Genomic DNA, 16,713 nt, shown 5'->3' with positions numbered 1-16,713 from the left:
GACAAGACTTGGTGAGCGGTCAGCCCTGGGCGGGGGACGACCCTGGCATCGGTCGCGGGCGGCCTTACCTGGAAGCGGCCTCTTGCCGTGTGTAGAGGCTTACATACGCGCCGGTATATTCCTCTTTCCAGCCCCTCTCGCCGACCAGGAAATGCCGCAGCTGGTCATGTGCTCTGATCCAGAGCACCGCATCGATCTTGTACTTGGCGATCACCTTGTCCCAGGTCCCGGCGTCGATGTCCCACCGGACCAGCGCGAGATAGTCCCGCAGCAACGCGTCGGGGTAGGCGGTTGCGGCCCGGCCGTCGACGAAGAGGGGCACCGATCCCTGGGTTCTGAAGATCAGAAGCCCGCCGACGTTCCAATGGTTGAGCAGGTGCCCGCGCGGGCTGTGCGCCTCGAGATAGCGGGCATCTGCTTCCGAGAGCATGTCGGGCAATGCCAGCGCCGGTCTCACCTGCATGAACGTGACGGGCAGCAACAACATGCCGACGACGCCTGCCGCCAGCATCGCGCGCCGGACATCGAGGCTCCGGAGCTTCGGCAGCAGCCGGTCGATGTGCAGCGCCATCGGGACGCTCGAGAAGATGAAGAAGAACGCGGTGTACCTGAACTGGTAGAGACCCAGAAAAAGGAAGAGCCACGCCAGCACGCGCGCCTCGAGCGGCACGCGCGTGGAGTTTCGGTAGCGCAGCTCCAGGACCGCGAATGTCAGCGCATAGGCGATGCCGGGAAGGCTCCCCGGCAGCTCCACGTTGTGAAAATAGGACCGCCATTCGCTGATGTCGGCCTGCACGAAATGACCCAACGTCGCCGTCACGCCGTCATAGATGTGCCATCCCAGCGGATTGACGAAGATCGCGACGAAGCACCCGACGCCCGCCAGGCAGTGATCGCGAAAGCCTGTCCAGTCCCGCCGCAGCAAGGCGACGCCGGCGAAGACGCCGAGAATCGGAAAGGCGAGCATGAAGCCGCCATGCAGATTGACCCAGACGATCATCATCGGCGGCAGCAGGAACCATCGCCCCCGCCGCAGGCATTCCGCGTAGAACACCACCGCGAACAACATCGTCGCGATGTTCGGCGATGCCGCCAGATACATGTTGGGCGAGGCTTCGTAGCAGGGATAGAGCAGGCACGCGGCAAACACCGCAATGCAGACCGCGGGGGCCGAAGCGCCGCTGCTCAGGCCGCAGAAGGCGAGATAGCCGGCGATGACCGCGCCGGAGGCGACGACCATGAGCACGATCCCGGCAAAGCCGGCCTGCTGATACAGCGCGCTGGCCATCACGTCCCAGAGCCAGGACAGATTGTACCATCGCTTGTCGCCGACGGTGAAAGCCCATGGATCCTGCAACGGGACTTCGCCCCGCTGCCTGATCAGGTCCCCGGCGGCGAGGTGCCAGCCCAGATCGTAATGGCCGAGCAGAAGCGGGCCGTTCGACAGGTAGAATACGGCGAGGAAGGCGATCAGGAAGACGTAGACCTCGACCCCGTGCAGGTGAGATGCGGACGCCGCGCCTATTCCGCCAATCCTGGACCGGGACCAATCCTCGCGCGCGTCCATCGGAGCTCTCACCATCGAAGCCAGCCGCTCCAGGCCCTGCGTGTCCCTGGGTCTGCATCGACGGGGCAGACATCGCTCGCTTTAGGCGAAGACGATCTAAGGTGGAGTAAAGGCCGGTCATGCCGCCCGGATTCGGCTCGCGGAAGGGCAGCTTGGTAAACGAACGGTTGCGTGCCCGCCGCACGTCATGGGCTGCGAGCCCGCTTGCGGAGGCGGCGGCTCTTCGAGCGTCAGATCTCGTGGTGCGGGCAGCCGGGGTCGAACCGGCACAGCGCTTGCGCACCGAGGGATTTTAAGTCCCTTGCGTCTACCAATTCCGCCATGCCCGCTTTGATCCAACGAGATCAAACACTTAAGTCCATCGCCGGCGGTCTGGAATTGGCGCCTTGCGTCACCGGGGGACGTTTCTTCTCTAAGCGAGCCGGCGGCACAAGGCAAAGCCTCAATCCGGACATGTGTTATTGCTTTAGGCATTCTCATCCACGGGGACTGTTCATCCGACATGCCTGCTTCGTTTCTCTCCCGCTGTCGCTCCGGGCGCGGACTGCTTGCGCTGGGCCTGCTCTGCGCGGCGCTCGCCGGCTGCGCGAGCGTCAGCGACACCATCAGCCCGGCCTTCGTGGACCCGGCCCGCTACGACCTCTGGGATTGCAAGCAGCTTGCCCCCGAACGCAAGAGTCTCGTCAACCGCATCCAGGAGCTCGAGCGGCTGATGGCGAAGGCCGAGACCGGGACGGGGGGCGTCGTCGTCGCAGAGCTCGCCTATCGCAACGATTACGTCGCCGCGCGGGGCCAGCAGAAGCTGCTCGAGGAGACCTGGCGCAGGAACAGGTGCCGCGAGAGCGACATGGAGGCGGCAACACCGCCCGCCGAGCCGGCGGCGCCGGCCGCAGCGGTCAAGCCTGCTCCGAAATCCGGCCGAACGGCACGCTGAGACCGCGGCCGCGCCGGTTCACGGCCGCCAGCCGTAGATCCAGTCCTGCCGCGCCAGCATGCGGTCGGGACCGAGCGCGCGGATCGCAACATCGCGCGCGATCGCCAGCGCCCCGCCGAGATGATAGATGCGGCCCTGTTGCCGCGCGGTCCGCTGCACCCGCCGCACCCGCGCCTCGCGCGCCCGGCCGTATTGCTTCAGCGCCGCAGCGATATCAGCGCTGCTCTCGGTGGCTTCAAAGCTGAGATGACGGGCGAGCACCGCGGCATCCTCGATCGCCATGCCGGCTCCTTGCGCTGCAAAGGGCAGCATCGCATGCACGGCATCGCCGAGCAGTGCCACCGGCCCTTTGCTCCAGGGACAGCCGTCGGGCACGCCGAACAGCGCCCATTTCCGCCAGCTCTCGACCGGGGCGAGCAGCATCCGCGCCGACGGCGGCCAGCGCGGGGCGGCGAAAGCGTCCATCACCTCGCGAAAATCGCCGGGCGTGCTCCAGCCCGGAATGTTCCAGGTGCCCGGCAGCACCGCGACCACGTTGATCTGGCGTCCGCCGGCGATCGGATAGGCGACCAGATGGGCGTTCGGGCCCATCCAGAGCTGCACCCGGCGCGCGGTGTAGTCCTTCGGCAGTTGGGTGGCGTCTAACGTGCCGCGCCAGGCGATCAGCCCGGAGAAGCGCGGCTGCACCTCGGGAAACAGATGCTGGCGCACCGTCGACCAGATGCCGTCGGCGCCTATCAGGGCGCTGGCGAGATCGCTGCGGCGGATCGTGCCGCTGCGATGGACCACCGTCAGGCCCTTGGCATGCGGCGCGACGTCCTCGAAGGTTGCCCCCAGCTTCAGGTCGATATCGGGATGATCGGCAACGGCGCCGGCCAGCGCCGATTGCAGGTCGGCGCGGTGCACCACCCAATAGGGGGAGCCGGCCCGCAGCGAGGCGGCTTCGCCGAGCGGCATGCGCAGCAGCTCGCCCCCGGCCCGCGCGCTCATGATCGAGACCGCTTCCGGGACGACGGCGCGCAGCGCGAGGCGCTCGGTGAGGCCGAGCTCGACCAGCACGCGGCTGGCATTGGGGGAGAGCTGCAGGCCGGCGCCGACTTCCTCGAGACGCTCGGCCTTCTCCAGCACGACGATGCGGAACCCGCGCGCCGCGAGCGCCAGCGCGGCCGTCAGTCCACCGATGCCGGCACCGGCGATGACGATCGTTCGGGAGAGCGCCACCCCTGACCGACGGATACGGTCAGGCCACCTTGTCCTTCAGGACGCATTCCGGCGGGCGGGCTTCGCCCGCCTTCAGGTCGGCCGCGAAGCGGTACAGCGTCGAGCAATAGGGGCAGATGATCTCGTTGTCATTGCCGAGGTCGAGGAAGACGTGCGGATGGTCGAACGGAGGGTTGGCGCCCACGCACATGAACTCTTGCGAGCCGATCTCGATGACGGGGACACCGGCATCGTTGTGGAAGTGCGGGACGACATGGTCGGACATCGTAACTCATCCTGGAGTGGCAATGGCGGCAGACACAATCAAGAACTGACGCGGCATCTTTAAGGCGCCGCGGACCATACTGGCGGGTGCAGCTGATTGCTAGTCCGGCGGAACCGAAAGCTCCGCAATTGCCCCATGCTCATTTGCTCATGCAAATTCGACACAATCTTGCGGCCTGAGAGAAGCCCTTCTTTCGTCGGGGACGTTGTGTCGCAATTTTGGCATACTATCTCTGTGGGCGCGTGCATTCGAGACGAAAGACGAATTGTCGGCGCGAGCGATCCCAGGGGCATCCGGGCTGTTCCACATGAAGTGGCTGCGAATCAGTACGGCGTTGGCGGGCATTGCCGCGTGCAGCTTCCTGCTCGCGCAGGTGGCGCCGCATGCCCGTGAGGCCGGCGCGATCCTCGCCGCCCAGGACGATCCGGCCGCGCTGTCCGAGCTGAAGCTCGATGCGCTGCTGCGCCAGAACGAGCGGGTGGTTCAGGACAACATCGAGGCCGCGCTTGCGGCGGGTGATGCCGATCTCGCCGACAGTTTCGTCGCGCTCGCGCGCGACCGCAACATCGCGCTGCCGGACGATCTCCTGAGCCGCGTCAGCGATGCGGTCAAGGCCGAGAATTCCACCTCGCAGTTTGCCAAGAGATTTGCCACCGGCCTCGTCACCGGCAATGCCGATGACGTCGCGAGCCTGTCGGGAACGGTGGCCGGCGATCTCTTCGTGTTCGGCGACATCAGGGACATCGTCCGCGAGGGCAAGCACCTCGCCATGGGCGAGGACACCGATCGCCTCGTGCTCGGGCTTGCGGCCGCCGGCCTTGCGGTGACGGCGGCAACCTATGTGTCCGCCGGTGGTGCGGCGCCGGTGCGCGCCGGACTGACGCTGGTGAAGGATGCGCGCAAGGTCGGGCGGCTCGGCGAGGGGCTTGCCATATGGGCCGGCCGCTCCGCGCGCGAGGTCGTCGACGCGCCGATGCTTCGGAATGCGGTCGCCAGGGGATCGGTGCTCCGTCCGGGCGAGACGGTGAGCGCGATCAAGGCTGCGTTCCGGGCCGAGAAGGCCGGCGCGCTGGTGCGGCTCGGCAAGGACGTCACCCGCGTCGCCGGCAAGACCGGCACGCGCGGGGCGATGGATACGTTGCGCATCGCCGAAGGTCCGAAGGACGTCGCGCGCGCGGCGCGGCTTGCCGAAGCGCAAGGCAGCAAGACGCGTGCGATCATGAAGCTGCTCGGCCGCGGCGCGCTGCTCTTGATCGGCGGCGCCTTCAATCTGGCGATGTGGCTGTTTGGCGCGATGCTGACGCTGTTCGGTCTGCTGTCGTCCATCAAGGCGACCACCGAGCGCCTGACCCAGGCCTGGTGCGATCGCAGGCGGGCGCGCCGGCTGCGCAAGGCGCGGATCGCAACCGAGGCCGCGCTCGCCAACGCGGTCGCGACGGCCTGAGGCGCGAGCCGCTTCGGGCTATTGTTTGAGCACGATGTTGCCGGAAAACCGCTGCACACTTTTCCGGATCGTGGTCTAAGATCAATTCATTCCCTCAACATCCCCACGGAACTGAAGATGCCGAGCTTTCACAACGGCGCTGTTGAAATTGCCTATCTCGACGAAGGCGAGGGCGATCCGATCATCCTGGTGCACGGCTTTGCCTCCAGCAAGAACGTGAACTGGGTCTATCCGACCTGGGTCTCGGAGCTGCGCAAGAACGGCCGCCGCGTCATCGCGCTCGACAATCGCGGCCACGGCGACAGCGCCAAGCTCTACGAGCCCGCGCAATATTCGATTCCGGTAATGGCCGGCGACGTGCTCGCGCTGATGGATCATCTCGCCATCCCGCAGGCCGACATCATGGGCTATTCGATGGGCGGGCGGATGGCGGCGTGGCTCTCCCTCAACGAGCCGCAACGCCTGCGCTCGGCGATCCTCGGCGGCATCGGCATCGGCGGCCTGATCGAGGGCACCGGGCCCGGCGAGAACGTGGCGAAAGCGCTGGAGGCGCCCTCGCTGGACGAGGTCACCGATCCCGTGGGGCGTACCTTCCGTGCCTTCGCCGACCAGACCCGCTCCGATCATCGTGCGCTCGCCGCCTGCCTGCGCGGCACGCGCGACCTCATGACCCGGGAGCAAGCCGCGCGCATCGACGTGCCGGTGCTGATCGCGGTCGGCTCGACCGACGACGTCGCCGGCTCCGCCAGCGCGCTGGGTGCGATCATCCCAGGCTCGGAAGTGCTCGACATTCCCAATCGCGACCACATGCGCGCGGTCGGCGACAAGGTCTACAAGACCGGCGTGCTTGATTTTTTGTCACGGCGCGAGTGAAGAGCCAGCTGGTTCCACGGCAGGATCCGGGGGCCCGCTCCATGTGGCTGATTGCGTCGCTTGGTCATCCAGGTATAATTGTGCCATTGGCACCTTCGCGCAGCGCATGAGTGGATCTGGGCATCTCGATCATCTGATTGATCGCATCTACGAGGCCGGGCTGATACCGTCATTGTGGCCCGAGGTCCTCAGTGAGATCGGTATCGCGATCGGCGGGAATGGCGGCCTGCTTTTCGCAGTACGTGACGGCTACCTCAGCGCGGTCAACTCCCATAATTTCGACCAGACCATGCCCCTGTTCCTGAATGAGGGATGGAGTGAGCGCGATCCGTTGCTGCCGCGTGCCGCCGCGCTCAATTACGCCGGCTTCCTCAATGATGGAGACCTGCTGTCGGAGGAGGAGATCGCGACCAATGACGTGTACCGCGATTTCTACCGCAGGCACGGGCTCGGCTACCGAGCCGGGACAATCATCCCGATACCAAGCGGCGATTCGATCGCGATCGTCATGCCGCGACACCAGGACAACGGACCGGTGCCGCGCGACGTCGTCTCGTTCCTCGATGACTTGAGGCCGCATCTGGCTCGGGCGTCCCTGACCGCAAGCCGCCTTGGTTTCGAGCACGCGCGCGCGCAAGCCGATGCGTTGCAGGCGATCGGGCTGCCCGGAGCGATATTGCGCGAACGCGGCCGGTTGCTCGCGGCAAACGGCTTGTTCGAAGCGCTGATGCCGTCGCTGTTCCACGACCGCGCCGAGCGGTTGACCTTGACCGATGCTGCCGCGGACGAATTGTTCCTGGCAGCAGTGGGGACGCCGTTGGTCGGCAACAATCGGATCGTCAAGTCCGTCGCCATCGCAGCGGCGATCGATCGCGTCCCGATGGTCCTGCATGTCATCCCGGTGCGCGGATCGGCACGCGATATCTTCACGCGAGCCACCTTCATGCTCGTCGTGACCCCGGTCGACCGCGGCGCGGTACCGAGCGCGGAAGTCCTGCAAGGGCTTTTCGACCTGACGCCGGCAGAGGCCCAGGTCGCACGTGGCGTTGCACAGGCCGCATCGATCGATGCGCTCGCAGCGACGTTCGGCGTTGCGCGAGAGACAGTGCGCACGCAGCTCAAAGCCGTGCTTTCAAAGACCGGTCTGTCCCGTCAACAGGAGCTCGTCAGCTTGCTCGCCGGCAAGGCACTGCGCGGCGGCTAGACGGTTTTTCCATCCGCGGACATATCCCCTCATCGCCCGTCCTGATCCGACACGCGACGGTCTGGATTAGACTTTGGCCCGGTATGCGCAAACTCCCTCGTCACCCAAATGGGTGAAGACTCAAGTCAATCCTCCGGGTTGAAGTTTGTTGGGTTGGATCTTAGGCGAGAAGCGGCAACAATGGCCAGACCGGAGTTTCCGATATTCGAGGTGGTCCTGGTGCAGGGCCGGCGAAGAAGATGGGCCTGGAGCGTCTGCACCAGCGAAGGGGCGGTCGCGGCGCAGGGGCGGGAATCAAGTCGACCCGCCGCCAAGTACCAGGCTGAAAGAGCGCTTTTCATGCTGCTTCTAACCGCGCCCTATCGGTCGCGGCTTCCCGTATAGCGAGGCTCAGCGCGCTGGGTGAGATGACGGCCGATGCTTCACGCTGCCTTGTCGCCGAACGCGGCGGGAAGCGTGTTGAGGAACGACATGACGCGCTGCGTGCGCAGGGGCGGGCGGCGGCCCGAGGTGCGCAGCATCCACAGGGGCTCCCCAGGCGCGCGCCAGGGCGCCAGCACCTCGACCAGCCGGCCGGCGCGAAGATCTTCGTTGACGAGCCACGCCGGCCCCCAGCCGATCCCGAACCCATTCGCGATCAAAGCGAGCGACGCATGCGCGTCGTCGCAAATGTGCTTGGGCTTGGGCGTGAGGCGAATGGGTGCTTTGCCGCGCGGGTCGGCGAAGCGCCAGGTCAGGATCTGACCGCTCGCGGGATTGCGGAAGCCGACATGGTCGTGCGCGGAAAGCTCAACGGGAGTGGCCGGCGCGCCGCGCGCCTTCAGATAGGCGGGCGAGGCGCAGGCGATCCAGGAGAACGTGCAAAGCCGTCGCGCCTGATGGCCGGGCGTGCGGTCGAGGGGCCCTGAGCGGATCGCGACGTCGACGCCTTCCGCGGCGAGATCGAGAATCTCGTTGCGGAATTTGACCTCGATCTCGATTTCCGGCCGTTCCCGCAGGAACGCGGGCAGCCGCGGCAGGATGCAGGCGCGCGCGAACGAAGCGGGGGCAGTCACGCGCACCCGTCCGCCATCGTCGCGCGCGACCTCGCCAAGCGCGGATTGCACACGGGCGAGACTCTCGACCAACGCGCGTCCCGCCGTCATCAGCCTGTCGCCCTCGTCGGTCAGCGCCAGCGAATGGGTGGAGCGATGCAACAGCCGCAGCCCGCGAGCCTGTTCCAAGCGGGCAACCGCCTTGGACATCGCCGAGGTGGTCGTCCCCGCCCGCCGCGCCGCTTCGGCGAAGGAGCCCGCCTCGACCACGCGGACGAAGGCGATCAGACGGGAGAGATCGGGAGGCAAGGTCGTTGTGGACATGCAGTCCACACAATCATGGCTGCCCAGTCACTACAAGAGCCTTTCCGAACCCCCTAATTGGAGAGTGTCAGCGCGCATTCTGCGGCGCTCGAAACATGGGAAGACCGATGAACCCGATCGAAATCACCCTGCAAGCCCTCGACGCCGCCGAGCGCGCGATCCCATCCGGCCAGCCGGTCTACATGCTCAATCTTCTGCGATACCGCGCGCAGGCGCGTTACGAGGATGGCTTCGACGCCGCGCCCTGCTCAGGCCGCGAAGCCTTCAATGAACGCTACAGGCCGGCATTCCGGCGCCTGGCGGCCGGCAAGCCGCTCGTGCGGGTATTCTCCGTCCCGGTCCTGGCGCCCATCGTCGGCTCGCCGGGCGAACGCTGGGACGAAGCGGCGATCAATGAATACGGCGACTTCGCCACCTTCCGCGCGATCGTCGACACCGAGACCTACCAGCGCGACGTCGCTCCGCATCGGCACGCGGCGCTGGAGGATTTCCGGCTGTTCGCGCTCGCCAGGGCGGTGTGAGAAGTTGGCAATGACGTGACAGTTCGTAGGATGGGTTGAGCCCTTGCGAAACCCATCATGCGTCGTCAGCGGCGAACGGATTAATGGGTTTCGCTGGCGCTCTACCCATCCTACGGGCTTAGATCGGTTTAGTCGTCCTCGAAATAGACACGCTTGCTCACCCGTGACTCGAAATCAGCAACTACGAATTCCCAGCGACTAGAGCGCATGAAGTTTCCTGGGTTGTGCGCCATCGCTCGTCCAAAGAATGGCCGGTCGCCGGGGATGTTCGTTCGGAAGACGTGAAATGGAAGACCTTCATAAGTGCCTTCCTTGATTAAATCGTGCGGTCCCAGGTCGTTCTCGCTGACGTTCCACTCAACTAGCTGGTCGCGGCTGGGATGATGCATCCATTGCAGAACCGTAAACGGATTGACTGGTAGAACGACATCGGCGAGAGCCATCAGTTCGAGGCTTGTCTCCTCTGTATAGCAATGAAGATGAACCGACACCGGCGTGTCGCGCAGCGCCTCAAACAGAGGAAAAAAATCGAGATCGCAAGTCATGATGTGAGCTTCATCCATATTGCGGACGGAGGCGTGCTTAAAGACGTCAATAGCGAGTAGAATATCGACCCCCTTCTGCTGGAGTACCCGGCGTGAGGATCTGTTGCGGGTTATTCCCTCTCGCGTATGCATGAAGGGCGTTCGGTTGACGCGCGCGAATAGCTGCTCCTTAGCCCTGAGCTTAGCCGCGTATACGAGAGGGTCTTCGTCAATCTTCAAGGTAGGCAATGCATCGTAGTAGAACGTACGAGCGAAGCCCCCCGCGACTCTTCGATAGTCGACTTCGTAGTTAGTCAGCGAAATCCCAAAAAAGCGCTCGGCCTTAGGGGCCATTGATTCTACAAATCCACCGTCCACAAATAAGTACTTGGTCATCTTGCGTTCCGGTTTTCGCGGCTGGCCCGGGACGATACCCAAGCCCAGTCCCAGGCCCAACTTGATCACTTAAGTTCTCCCAACATTCCGCGACCGCTGGTAGCGCGTGTCACCTAAACGACGCACGTGGCGGCGAGTACGCGTAGGATGGGTAGAGCCCTTGCGAAACCCATCATGCTTCGTCAGCGGCGAACAGATTGATGGGATTCGCTAGACGATAATTGACTCGGCCCGATTGGGGGCGTTGTTTAACCGCCTCGCCGCGCGGCTCGCCGTGCTTCGGCATCTCTTAGTCTGCCGGGTAGGGTGTACAGCGCCTCAAGCATCTCAACCGTGAAGTCCTGGAGGTCCAGAGCGTCGTCTTTGCTAAGCGGCGTGTTGTGGACTGCATCATTTGCATCCTCGCGAATACAGTCGGCGAGCGCTTCGACGCCTTTAGGGAGTAGGTTGTTTGCGAAGAGCCACTCCAGCCTTGGCTTCAAATTAAAACGCGTCCGCTTGTCCGTCGGAGGGCCACCTGGCGCAGCGTTCATCGCGTCTTTTGAGATTTGATCGAGGATCTTACGAAACATAGCGCTTGCTGCGTTCCACGCGCCAAATGAGATGCACTCCGCTGCTTCGTCAAAAATCAACCTGAGATCTGGAGGAGTATGGTCAGGGGAACCGACAGCATCAGGCTTTGGTCGAATGACTTCGCCGAGCAACACCTCGTCATCAAGTAGGGCTTCGTACTTAACAAAACTAGCTGGCGTGTCCTTCCCCGGACGTCGACCAATTTCCCAAGCTGCAGACTTTTGGCATCTCCGGCATTGGAGAAAATACTCCCAGCCAGGCTCTGAATGCGCAGAGAAACCTCTCACATCATGGGTCATCTGTTTCGCGCCGCAGCGAGCGCAATCGGCGGTTATAAAAGCCATTTTCGCCTCCCCGGCGACTCAACCCAAACGCGACGCAGAACGCAATATCCGCGAGCGGTTGCTCACCGCTCTTTCAATTTGCTCCTGAAAGGGTCTTCCCGATTGACAAACCGCGTCCGGCAGCATTTTGGTCGGCTCGGGGTCAAATCTGACCAACGCTCTGTAGTGTGATTTCGAGCAGTGCGGCGGCCTGAGCGCGAGGATGCATGATCCTCATCTCACCCCGCCTTCCCGTCCTCCCCAACCCTCCGTCCCACCGCCATCAACACCACGAACGTCGCAACCCACACCATACGTGCGCCGTAGCGGTCGTGAGGCCCCGAGATCACGGCGCAGATGAAGGCGTTGCCGAGCAGCGCCAGCGTTACGGTCGCCGCCAGCAGCGTCAAATCGTCGAGCCAGCGGTTCGCCAGCGCATGCGCCAGCAGTGCGAGCAGCCCAAGCATCGAGGCCAGCGCCACCGGCACGTGCAGCCAGTTGATCGCGGTGAAGTCGAGCTGCCAATTCTGCTGCCGCGCCGCGCGCATCGGCGCGGCCTGGGCGGGGATATAGCGCTCGATGATGCCGCGGGTGTGCGGGATCCAGCCATCGGTGCCTTCGCCGGTCGCGACATGCAGCAATTGCTGGCCCATGGCGCGCAGCGCCGCGCCGGCCTGCCAGGCCGGATAATCCTTGATCGACTGCACGACGATGTAACCCATCTCGTCGTTCATGCCTTCGAAGCGGCCGAGCGTGTTGAACATACTCTTGCCCCACAGGAACTCGTCGGCGGTCGCCGGCAGCTCGTTGCGATAGGGACAGAGCTTGTAGCGCTCGCGCGGGCAGCGGTCGTCAAGATAGCGCGCGACGATGCCGTCCTGCATCATGCGGCCGAAGGCGACGCCGTAGCCGCCGGGCGTCCAGGCCAGCTTGCCGGACAGCGCGTAATTCGCCGAGACCAGCATCAGGCTGCCCGCGACGATGGTGAGGCTCGCCTGTGCCAATCCGGCCAGCGGAAGGCGCTGCTTAAGGAACGGCCGCGCCATCCAGCCCGCAATGCAAAGGCCGAGCAGCACGCCGAGCGTGGCGCTGTGGGTCGCCGCGGCAAAGGCGGTGAAGACGAACAGCGAGATCTTCTCGAGTGTCGAGGTGCGGCCTGCGCCGATCACCAGCAGGAACAGGGACAGGATCGAGAGCCCGGCAAAGATGTCGGTGAGCAGCATGCTCGCCAGCCAGGGCAACGCGGTCGCAACGATCAGGCACAGGCTGATCGCAACGAAGCGGAAGGTCTGCATCATCGAGAGCACGCGCAGGGTGAGCTGCAGCAGCCACAGCGTCGCCAGCGACTGGACCGCGAGGTTGGTCCAGAAACCAAAACTCTCGCCATAATGCAGATAGAGCCCGAACACCGTGGAGCGGCTGGGAACGAGATAACCCTCGTACCAGCGCGCCAGATAGCCGCCGGTATCCCATTGCAGCAGCGGATAGCCGTTCCAGAACGCCGGCGCGAGCATGAGGAGGGGCAGAGCCATTGCCGCTACGCGCAGCCAAGACGACCCCGCGGCGCGTGCGCGCAATTGATCGGTGGTGATGCTCAAATCCGTCCCCGTCCTCGCCTTGGACCCTGCTCGCAATAGCGGCTCGCAGAGGATTCACCAAGAGTTTGACGCAGCCCGGCTTGAATTTGGCAAAACTCTGACCACCTTGAGCCAACCTCGCGGCTCCCGGGCGTTACAAGAAACCATTAAGTTTCAATGTCTTGCTGAGCTTCGCGGGGCAAGGTGCTGTTCACTCTCAGGCAAGCCGGTCAGGACTTTGCCGCCTAGACTATGCTATAGAACCGGTCAAACGGGCTCACTCGAAGAGCAAATCCAAAGAGCAAATCCAAAGAGAAAATCAATGGCAGTGCATCAGGTCAATCCGGGGGGAAAGCTCGCATCGCTCGATCCGATCTGGGACCGGATCCGGGGCGAAGCGGAGGACATCGTCCGACGCGAGCCGGAGCTTGCGACCTTCATCTATTCGTCGGTGCTGCATCACAGCCGCCTGGAGGACTCGGTGGTTCACCGCGTCGCCGAACGGCTCGATCACTCGGCATTGTCCGGCGAGCTGGTGCGCCAGGCCTATGGCGAGGCGCTGCGCGACGAACCCGATCTCGGCAACGCCTTCCGCGCCGATCTCGTCGCCGTCTATGACCGCGATCCCGCGACCTCGCGCTTCATCGATCCCTTGCTCTACTTCAAGGGCTTTCACGCGATCCAGACCCATCGCCTGGCGCACTGGCTCTATCTGAGGGGCCGCAAGGATTTCGCGTATTATCTGCAGAGCCGCGCCTCCGCGGTGTTCCAGACCGACATCAATCCCGCCGCGCGCATCGGCCGCGGCATCTTCCTCGACCACGCCACCGGCTTCGTCTGCGGCGAGACGGCGGTGATCGAGGACGATGTCTCGATCCTGCACGGCGTCACGCTCGGCGGTACCGGCAAGGAGAACGAGGACCGGCATCCCAAGATTCGCCACGGCGTCCTGATCGGCGCTGGCGCAAAGATCCTCGGCAACATCGAGATCGGCCATTGCGCGCGCATCGCCGCAGGTTCGGTCGTGGTCAAGCCGGTGCCGCACAACGTCACGGTCGCGGGCGTGCCCGCCAAGATCGTCGGCGAAGCCGGCTGCGCCGAGCCGTCGCGCACCATGGATCAGATGATCAACGCCATGGGGCTGTGAGCAAGCTCTTGACGTTGCGAAGGGCCGGATTTTCCGGCCCTTTCCGTCCCCAAATTCTTTGACAATTCATGCTGGCGGTTCGTCGCGTCCCGTCCTAAAACGCGGCCAGCCAATTTCGATCGGAGACTTGCCGTGGACGTCAAAGAAGTCAGAAAGTTAGATGCGTATCTGAAGCGCGTATTCGGCAATCCCAAGATCCGCGTCGTGCCGCGGCCCAAGAAGGACGATTCCGCCGAGGTCTATATCGGCGAGGAATTCATCGGCGTGCTGTTCGTCGACGACGAGGACGACGATCGCTCGTTCCAGTTCCAGATGGCGATCCTCGAGGACGATCTGGTCGATCAGGAGTAGAGAAGTTACGCGCGCCCCGGACGCACCGCATCGCCGCTTCGGCGGTGCGGTGCAGAGCCGGGGCCCATGCAGAGGCGGAGCGCGGGCCTTCTGGATCCCGGCTCTGCGCAGCAGCGTAAGAACGCTGCAGCGCGTCCGGGACACGCATCGTGATCAGGCGCGCCCTTCTCACACCGTCATTGCGGATGCTGCTTCCGCGGAGCACCGCGCCCCGCTAATTCTTCGAAAGAATCCGCACCGTGCCGTGGCATCGGTAACGGTGATCCCCTCCGCATCGACGAGATCGGCTTGCACGACCATGTCGTGCTCCGTTCGCCCGACGAGGCGCGCGCGGCTCGCGGTCGGTCGCGATCTTGCCGACAGGCTGGATCTGCCGTGCTACCGCTGGGACGATCGCAGCGAAGCAAACGGCTGAAGCGTTCGCCCCAAAGCTCTACTTCTTTTCAAGACTGGCAACGCGGCCCGCGCCGCGCTCGATCGAACTTAACCGGCGCTATCGTTTAGGTCACGCGCGCCTGAGCTGGTTCTCAATTACAGACTTCCGAACCGTTCCCCGGCTCCCCGGGAGTACCCAACTTCACCAATCTGCAACCGGGTTTGACTGGGCGACAGCCCATCGTATTGCAGGTAATTTGTCCGCTCGTCTGAGCCCTCGCTGGTCTGGACTCGATCTGCTTCCGCTCCGCATCCCGCTTGTTAGCATCATCGCGAGCTGCAACCGGCTTCTTGTCCTGCACCTTCTCGCATTCATTGTCAGCATTGACGCGATAGCCGGCGCGGCAGGCGATCTTCACGCAAGTGTCGCCATCGGCCTTGAAGCCGTGATCACACACCAGCGGGCAGACCCGACCCGGCTTGGTCTTGATCGCATCGAGCGCCTCGAAGCTCGCGAGCTTGGTGTCGAGCTTCGTTCCCGCATATTTGTTGAACAGCGTCAGCGAACGTTGTGACGACGCATTCCAGTCGCCGTCTGCCGATGCCGCCAGACAACCGACGCGGCGCAGCTCGGACTGAACCAGCTTTGCCGTCTCTTGTGGAGACAGGCTCGGCGGTGATGAGGTTGGTGCGACAGCCGCAACCTGCTTGGTGTCGGTGACCTGCTGCTTCTCGCTCGCCTGCTTCTCGGCGGCGGCTTTTTCGTTCGCCAACCTATCGGCAAGCGCTTTTTCCGCGGCCTGCTTGTCAGCCAGCGCTTTTGCAACAGCGGCCTCGGCGTCCTTGCGGCGCTGCTCGGCTGCGATTGCTTTCGCTTCCTCGATCTGCTTGGCCTTCTCGGCGGGAAGGCGGGCGTTTTCAGCAGCCTTGGCGGCCGCAGCGGCTTTCTCCTGCTCGGCTTTCTTGGCCCGCTCGGCCGCGAGCCGCGCTTTCTCGTCTTCGGCCTGCCGGGCCTTTTCAGCAGCGGCAGCACGCGCATCCTCGGCAGCAATCCGGTTGAGCTGGGCCTTTGCCAGATCTGTGTAAAACCCGCTCGGATAGCGATTGAGAAAGGCGGTCCACACATCGCGCGTGCCAAGCTGGAGCGCCAGTTCGTAGTCGCGCCGGATTTCGCTGTCGGGATTGGCCTGCGGCCCGGCGGCAACCGGCTTGGCAGGGACCAGCGCCACATCGTCGCCGCCGAGCGAGCCGTACACATAGGGCTCCTGCTTGTAGCCGGTGGTCTTGAGCACGTCGTCGCGCACGAAGCCGAACGCCTTGCGTAAGTCCAGGCCGGGCATCGGCAGGCGTTCGACCAGGGCGGTAGCGAATGGGCTGTTCCTGGCATCGCCGTCCGAGGCGGTCGAGCCCGCCTTCGCCGCGAAGGCGATCATGGTGTTCGGGCTGGTCGGCTCGACCTTGGCGAGGCCGCGTCCGATGGCGCGCGAGGCAACCGTGCGCTTCATGGTCTTGGCGAACGGATTGTCGCGACAGGCATCCAGGATGACGAGGCGCAGTTGCTTGGCCGGCTCGATTGCAAACAGAACCCGATCGAGCGGGAACGCCTCGTCGAGAACGTCGGTATCGGTCTCCAAGGCGGCATCGGTCGGGATCAGATAATTGGTGCCGTCGAGCTCGATGCCATGGCCGGCGTAGTAGATGACCGCGACATCGGCCTCGCGGGCCTTGCTGCCGAATTCGCGCAACGCCTTGCGCATGTCGACCACGTTCAGGTCGTGCTTGACGTCGACGACGTCGAACCCGGACTTCCTGAACATGCCGCCGACCAGTACGGCATCGTTCGCGGGGTTCGCCAGCCGCGCCACGTTCTTGTAGGCCGAGTTGCCCATGATGAGCGCGACGCGCTTCTCGGCCAGCGCCGCGCCGGTCCCGAACCAGCTCGCAACAATCAACAAAACCAACAGCCGAAACCGCATTCCAGCCCCCGAATGCAATAGCGTCAGATTATTCGCACAATGCCCCAGTGCAATCCATGATCAGTGACACCAGTCACACATCGG

At 64.1% G+C, this 16,713-nt stretch carries 15 protein-coding genes and 1 tRNA gene; 7 read left to right on the top strand and 9 right to left on the bottom strand.

The window, feature by feature from the left end; genetic code table 11:
- Positions 1–64 precede the first annotated feature (64 nt).
- Positions 65–1,582 carry a hypothetical protein gene (locus tag WI560_RS20550; protein ID WP_375304629.1) on the bottom strand — a complete coding sequence of 506 codons (1,518 nt, stop codon included), beginning with the start codon at positions 1,580–1,582 and terminating at the stop codon, positions 65–67.
- A gap of 225 nt (positions 1,583–1,807) precedes the next feature.
- A tRNA-Leu gene (locus WI560_RS20545) sits at positions 1,808–1,896 on the bottom strand.
- Between the two features lie 173 nt (positions 1,897–2,069).
- On the opposite strand from WI560_RS20545, the gene WI560_RS20540 reads away from it, so the two are divergent.
- On the top strand, positions 2,070–2,501 hold the full coding sequence (locus WI560_RS20540; protein WP_375304628.1) for a twin-arginine translocation pathway signal: 432 nt from the start codon (positions 2,070–2,072) through the stop codon (positions 2,499–2,501).
- Between the two features lie 18 nt (positions 2,502–2,519).
- On the opposite strand, the gene WI560_RS20535 is transcribed toward WI560_RS20540, so the two are convergent.
- On the bottom strand, positions 2,520–3,722 hold the full coding sequence (locus tag WI560_RS20535) for an FAD-dependent monooxygenase (protein ID WP_375304627.1): 1,203 nt from the start codon (positions 3,720–3,722) through the stop codon (positions 2,520–2,522).
- A 19-nt stretch (positions 3,723–3,741) separates the two neighbouring features.
- Positions 3,742–3,987, bottom strand: a complete 246-nt coding sequence (locus WI560_RS20530) for a zinc-finger domain-containing protein (protein ID WP_007602543.1) — start codon at positions 3,985–3,987, stop codon at positions 3,742–3,744.
- Positions 3,988–4,294: 307 nt separating this feature from the next.
- On the opposite strand from WI560_RS20530, the gene WI560_RS20525 reads away from it, so the two are divergent.
- From WI560_RS20525 to WI560_RS20515, 3 genes are all read left to right on the top strand, one after another.
- Positions 4,295–5,431 carry a hypothetical protein gene (locus WI560_RS20525; protein ID WP_375304626.1) on the top strand — a complete coding sequence of 379 codons (1,137 nt, stop codon included), beginning with the start codon at positions 4,295–4,297 and terminating at the stop codon, positions 5,429–5,431.
- A gap of 117 nt (positions 5,432–5,548) precedes the next feature.
- Positions 5,549–6,304: an alpha/beta fold hydrolase gene (locus tag WI560_RS20520; RefSeq protein ID WP_375304625.1), complete on the top strand. Its 756-nt coding sequence runs from the start codon at positions 5,549–5,551 to the stop codon at positions 6,302–6,304.
- Complete coding sequence (locus WI560_RS20515) at positions 6,279–7,508, top strand: helix-turn-helix transcriptional regulator (protein WP_375304624.1); 1,230 nt, start codon at positions 6,279–6,281, stop codon at positions 7,506–7,508. The genes WI560_RS20520 and WI560_RS20515 overlap by 26 nt, the downstream gene beginning before the upstream one ends.
- Before the next feature lie 422 nt (positions 7,509–7,930).
- Here the strand turns inward: WI560_RS20515 and WI560_RS20510 are convergent, their stop codons facing one another.
- Entirely contained in the window at positions 7,931–8,866 is a 936-nt protein-coding gene (locus WI560_RS20510) for a LysR family transcriptional regulator (protein ID WP_375304623.1), read from the bottom strand.
- A 107-nt stretch (positions 8,867–8,973) separates the two neighbouring features.
- Here WI560_RS20510 and WI560_RS20505 point away from each other — a divergent pair, with 107 nt between their 5' ends.
- On the top strand, positions 8,974–9,387 hold the full coding sequence (locus tag WI560_RS20505) for a hypothetical protein (RefSeq protein WP_375304622.1): 414 nt from the start codon (positions 8,974–8,976) through the stop codon (positions 9,385–9,387).
- A gap of 128 nt (positions 9,388–9,515) precedes the next feature.
- On the opposite strand, the gene WI560_RS20500 is transcribed toward WI560_RS20505, so the two are convergent.
- From WI560_RS20500 to WI560_RS20490, 3 genes are all read right to left on the bottom strand, one after another.
- Positions 9,516–10,376, bottom strand: a complete 861-nt coding sequence (locus tag WI560_RS20500) for an NYN domain-containing protein (RefSeq protein WP_375304621.1) — start codon at positions 10,374–10,376, stop codon at positions 9,516–9,518.
- Positions 10,377–10,555: 179 nt separating this feature from the next.
- Entirely contained in the window at positions 10,556–11,224 is a 669-nt protein-coding gene (locus WI560_RS20495; protein WP_375304620.1) for a DUF4145 domain-containing protein, read from the bottom strand.
- Positions 11,225–11,442: 218 nt separating this feature from the next.
- Positions 11,443–12,801, bottom strand: a complete 1,359-nt coding sequence (locus WI560_RS20490; RefSeq protein WP_375304619.1) for a hypothetical protein — start codon at positions 12,799–12,801, stop codon at positions 11,443–11,445.
- 301 nt (positions 12,802–13,102) lie between these two features.
- Between WI560_RS20490 and cysE the strand changes: the two genes are divergently transcribed.
- Both cysE and WI560_RS20480 read left to right on the top strand, forming a co-directional pair.
- A complete protein-coding gene (gene cysE, locus WI560_RS20485) occupies positions 13,103–13,927 on the top strand; it encodes a serine O-acetyltransferase (protein ID WP_257180669.1) in 825 nt (274 codons plus the stop codon).
- 132 nt (positions 13,928–14,059) lie between these two features.
- The gene (locus WI560_RS20480; RefSeq protein WP_007602550.1) at positions 14,060–14,278 is read left to right on the top strand and encodes a DUF3126 family protein; all 219 of its coding nucleotides are present in this window, start codon (positions 14,060–14,062) and stop codon (positions 14,276–14,278) included.
- Between the two features lie 527 nt (positions 14,279–14,805).
- Here WI560_RS20480 and WI560_RS20475 read toward each other — a convergent pair.
- Entirely contained in the window at positions 14,806–16,629 is a 1,824-nt protein-coding gene (locus tag WI560_RS20475; RefSeq protein ID WP_375304618.1) for a caspase domain-containing protein, read from the bottom strand.
- Positions 16,630–16,713 lie beyond the last annotated feature (84 nt).

Origin of the sequence: Bradyrhizobium sp. A11 (genome assembly GCF_042077125.1) — a bacterium.
GTDB lineage: Bacteria > Pseudomonadota > Alphaproteobacteria > Rhizobiales > Xanthobacteraceae > Bradyrhizobium > Bradyrhizobium japonicum_B.
Note: the sequence above shows the minus strand (reverse complement) of the source record. Positions and strands in the feature narration are given on the sequence as shown.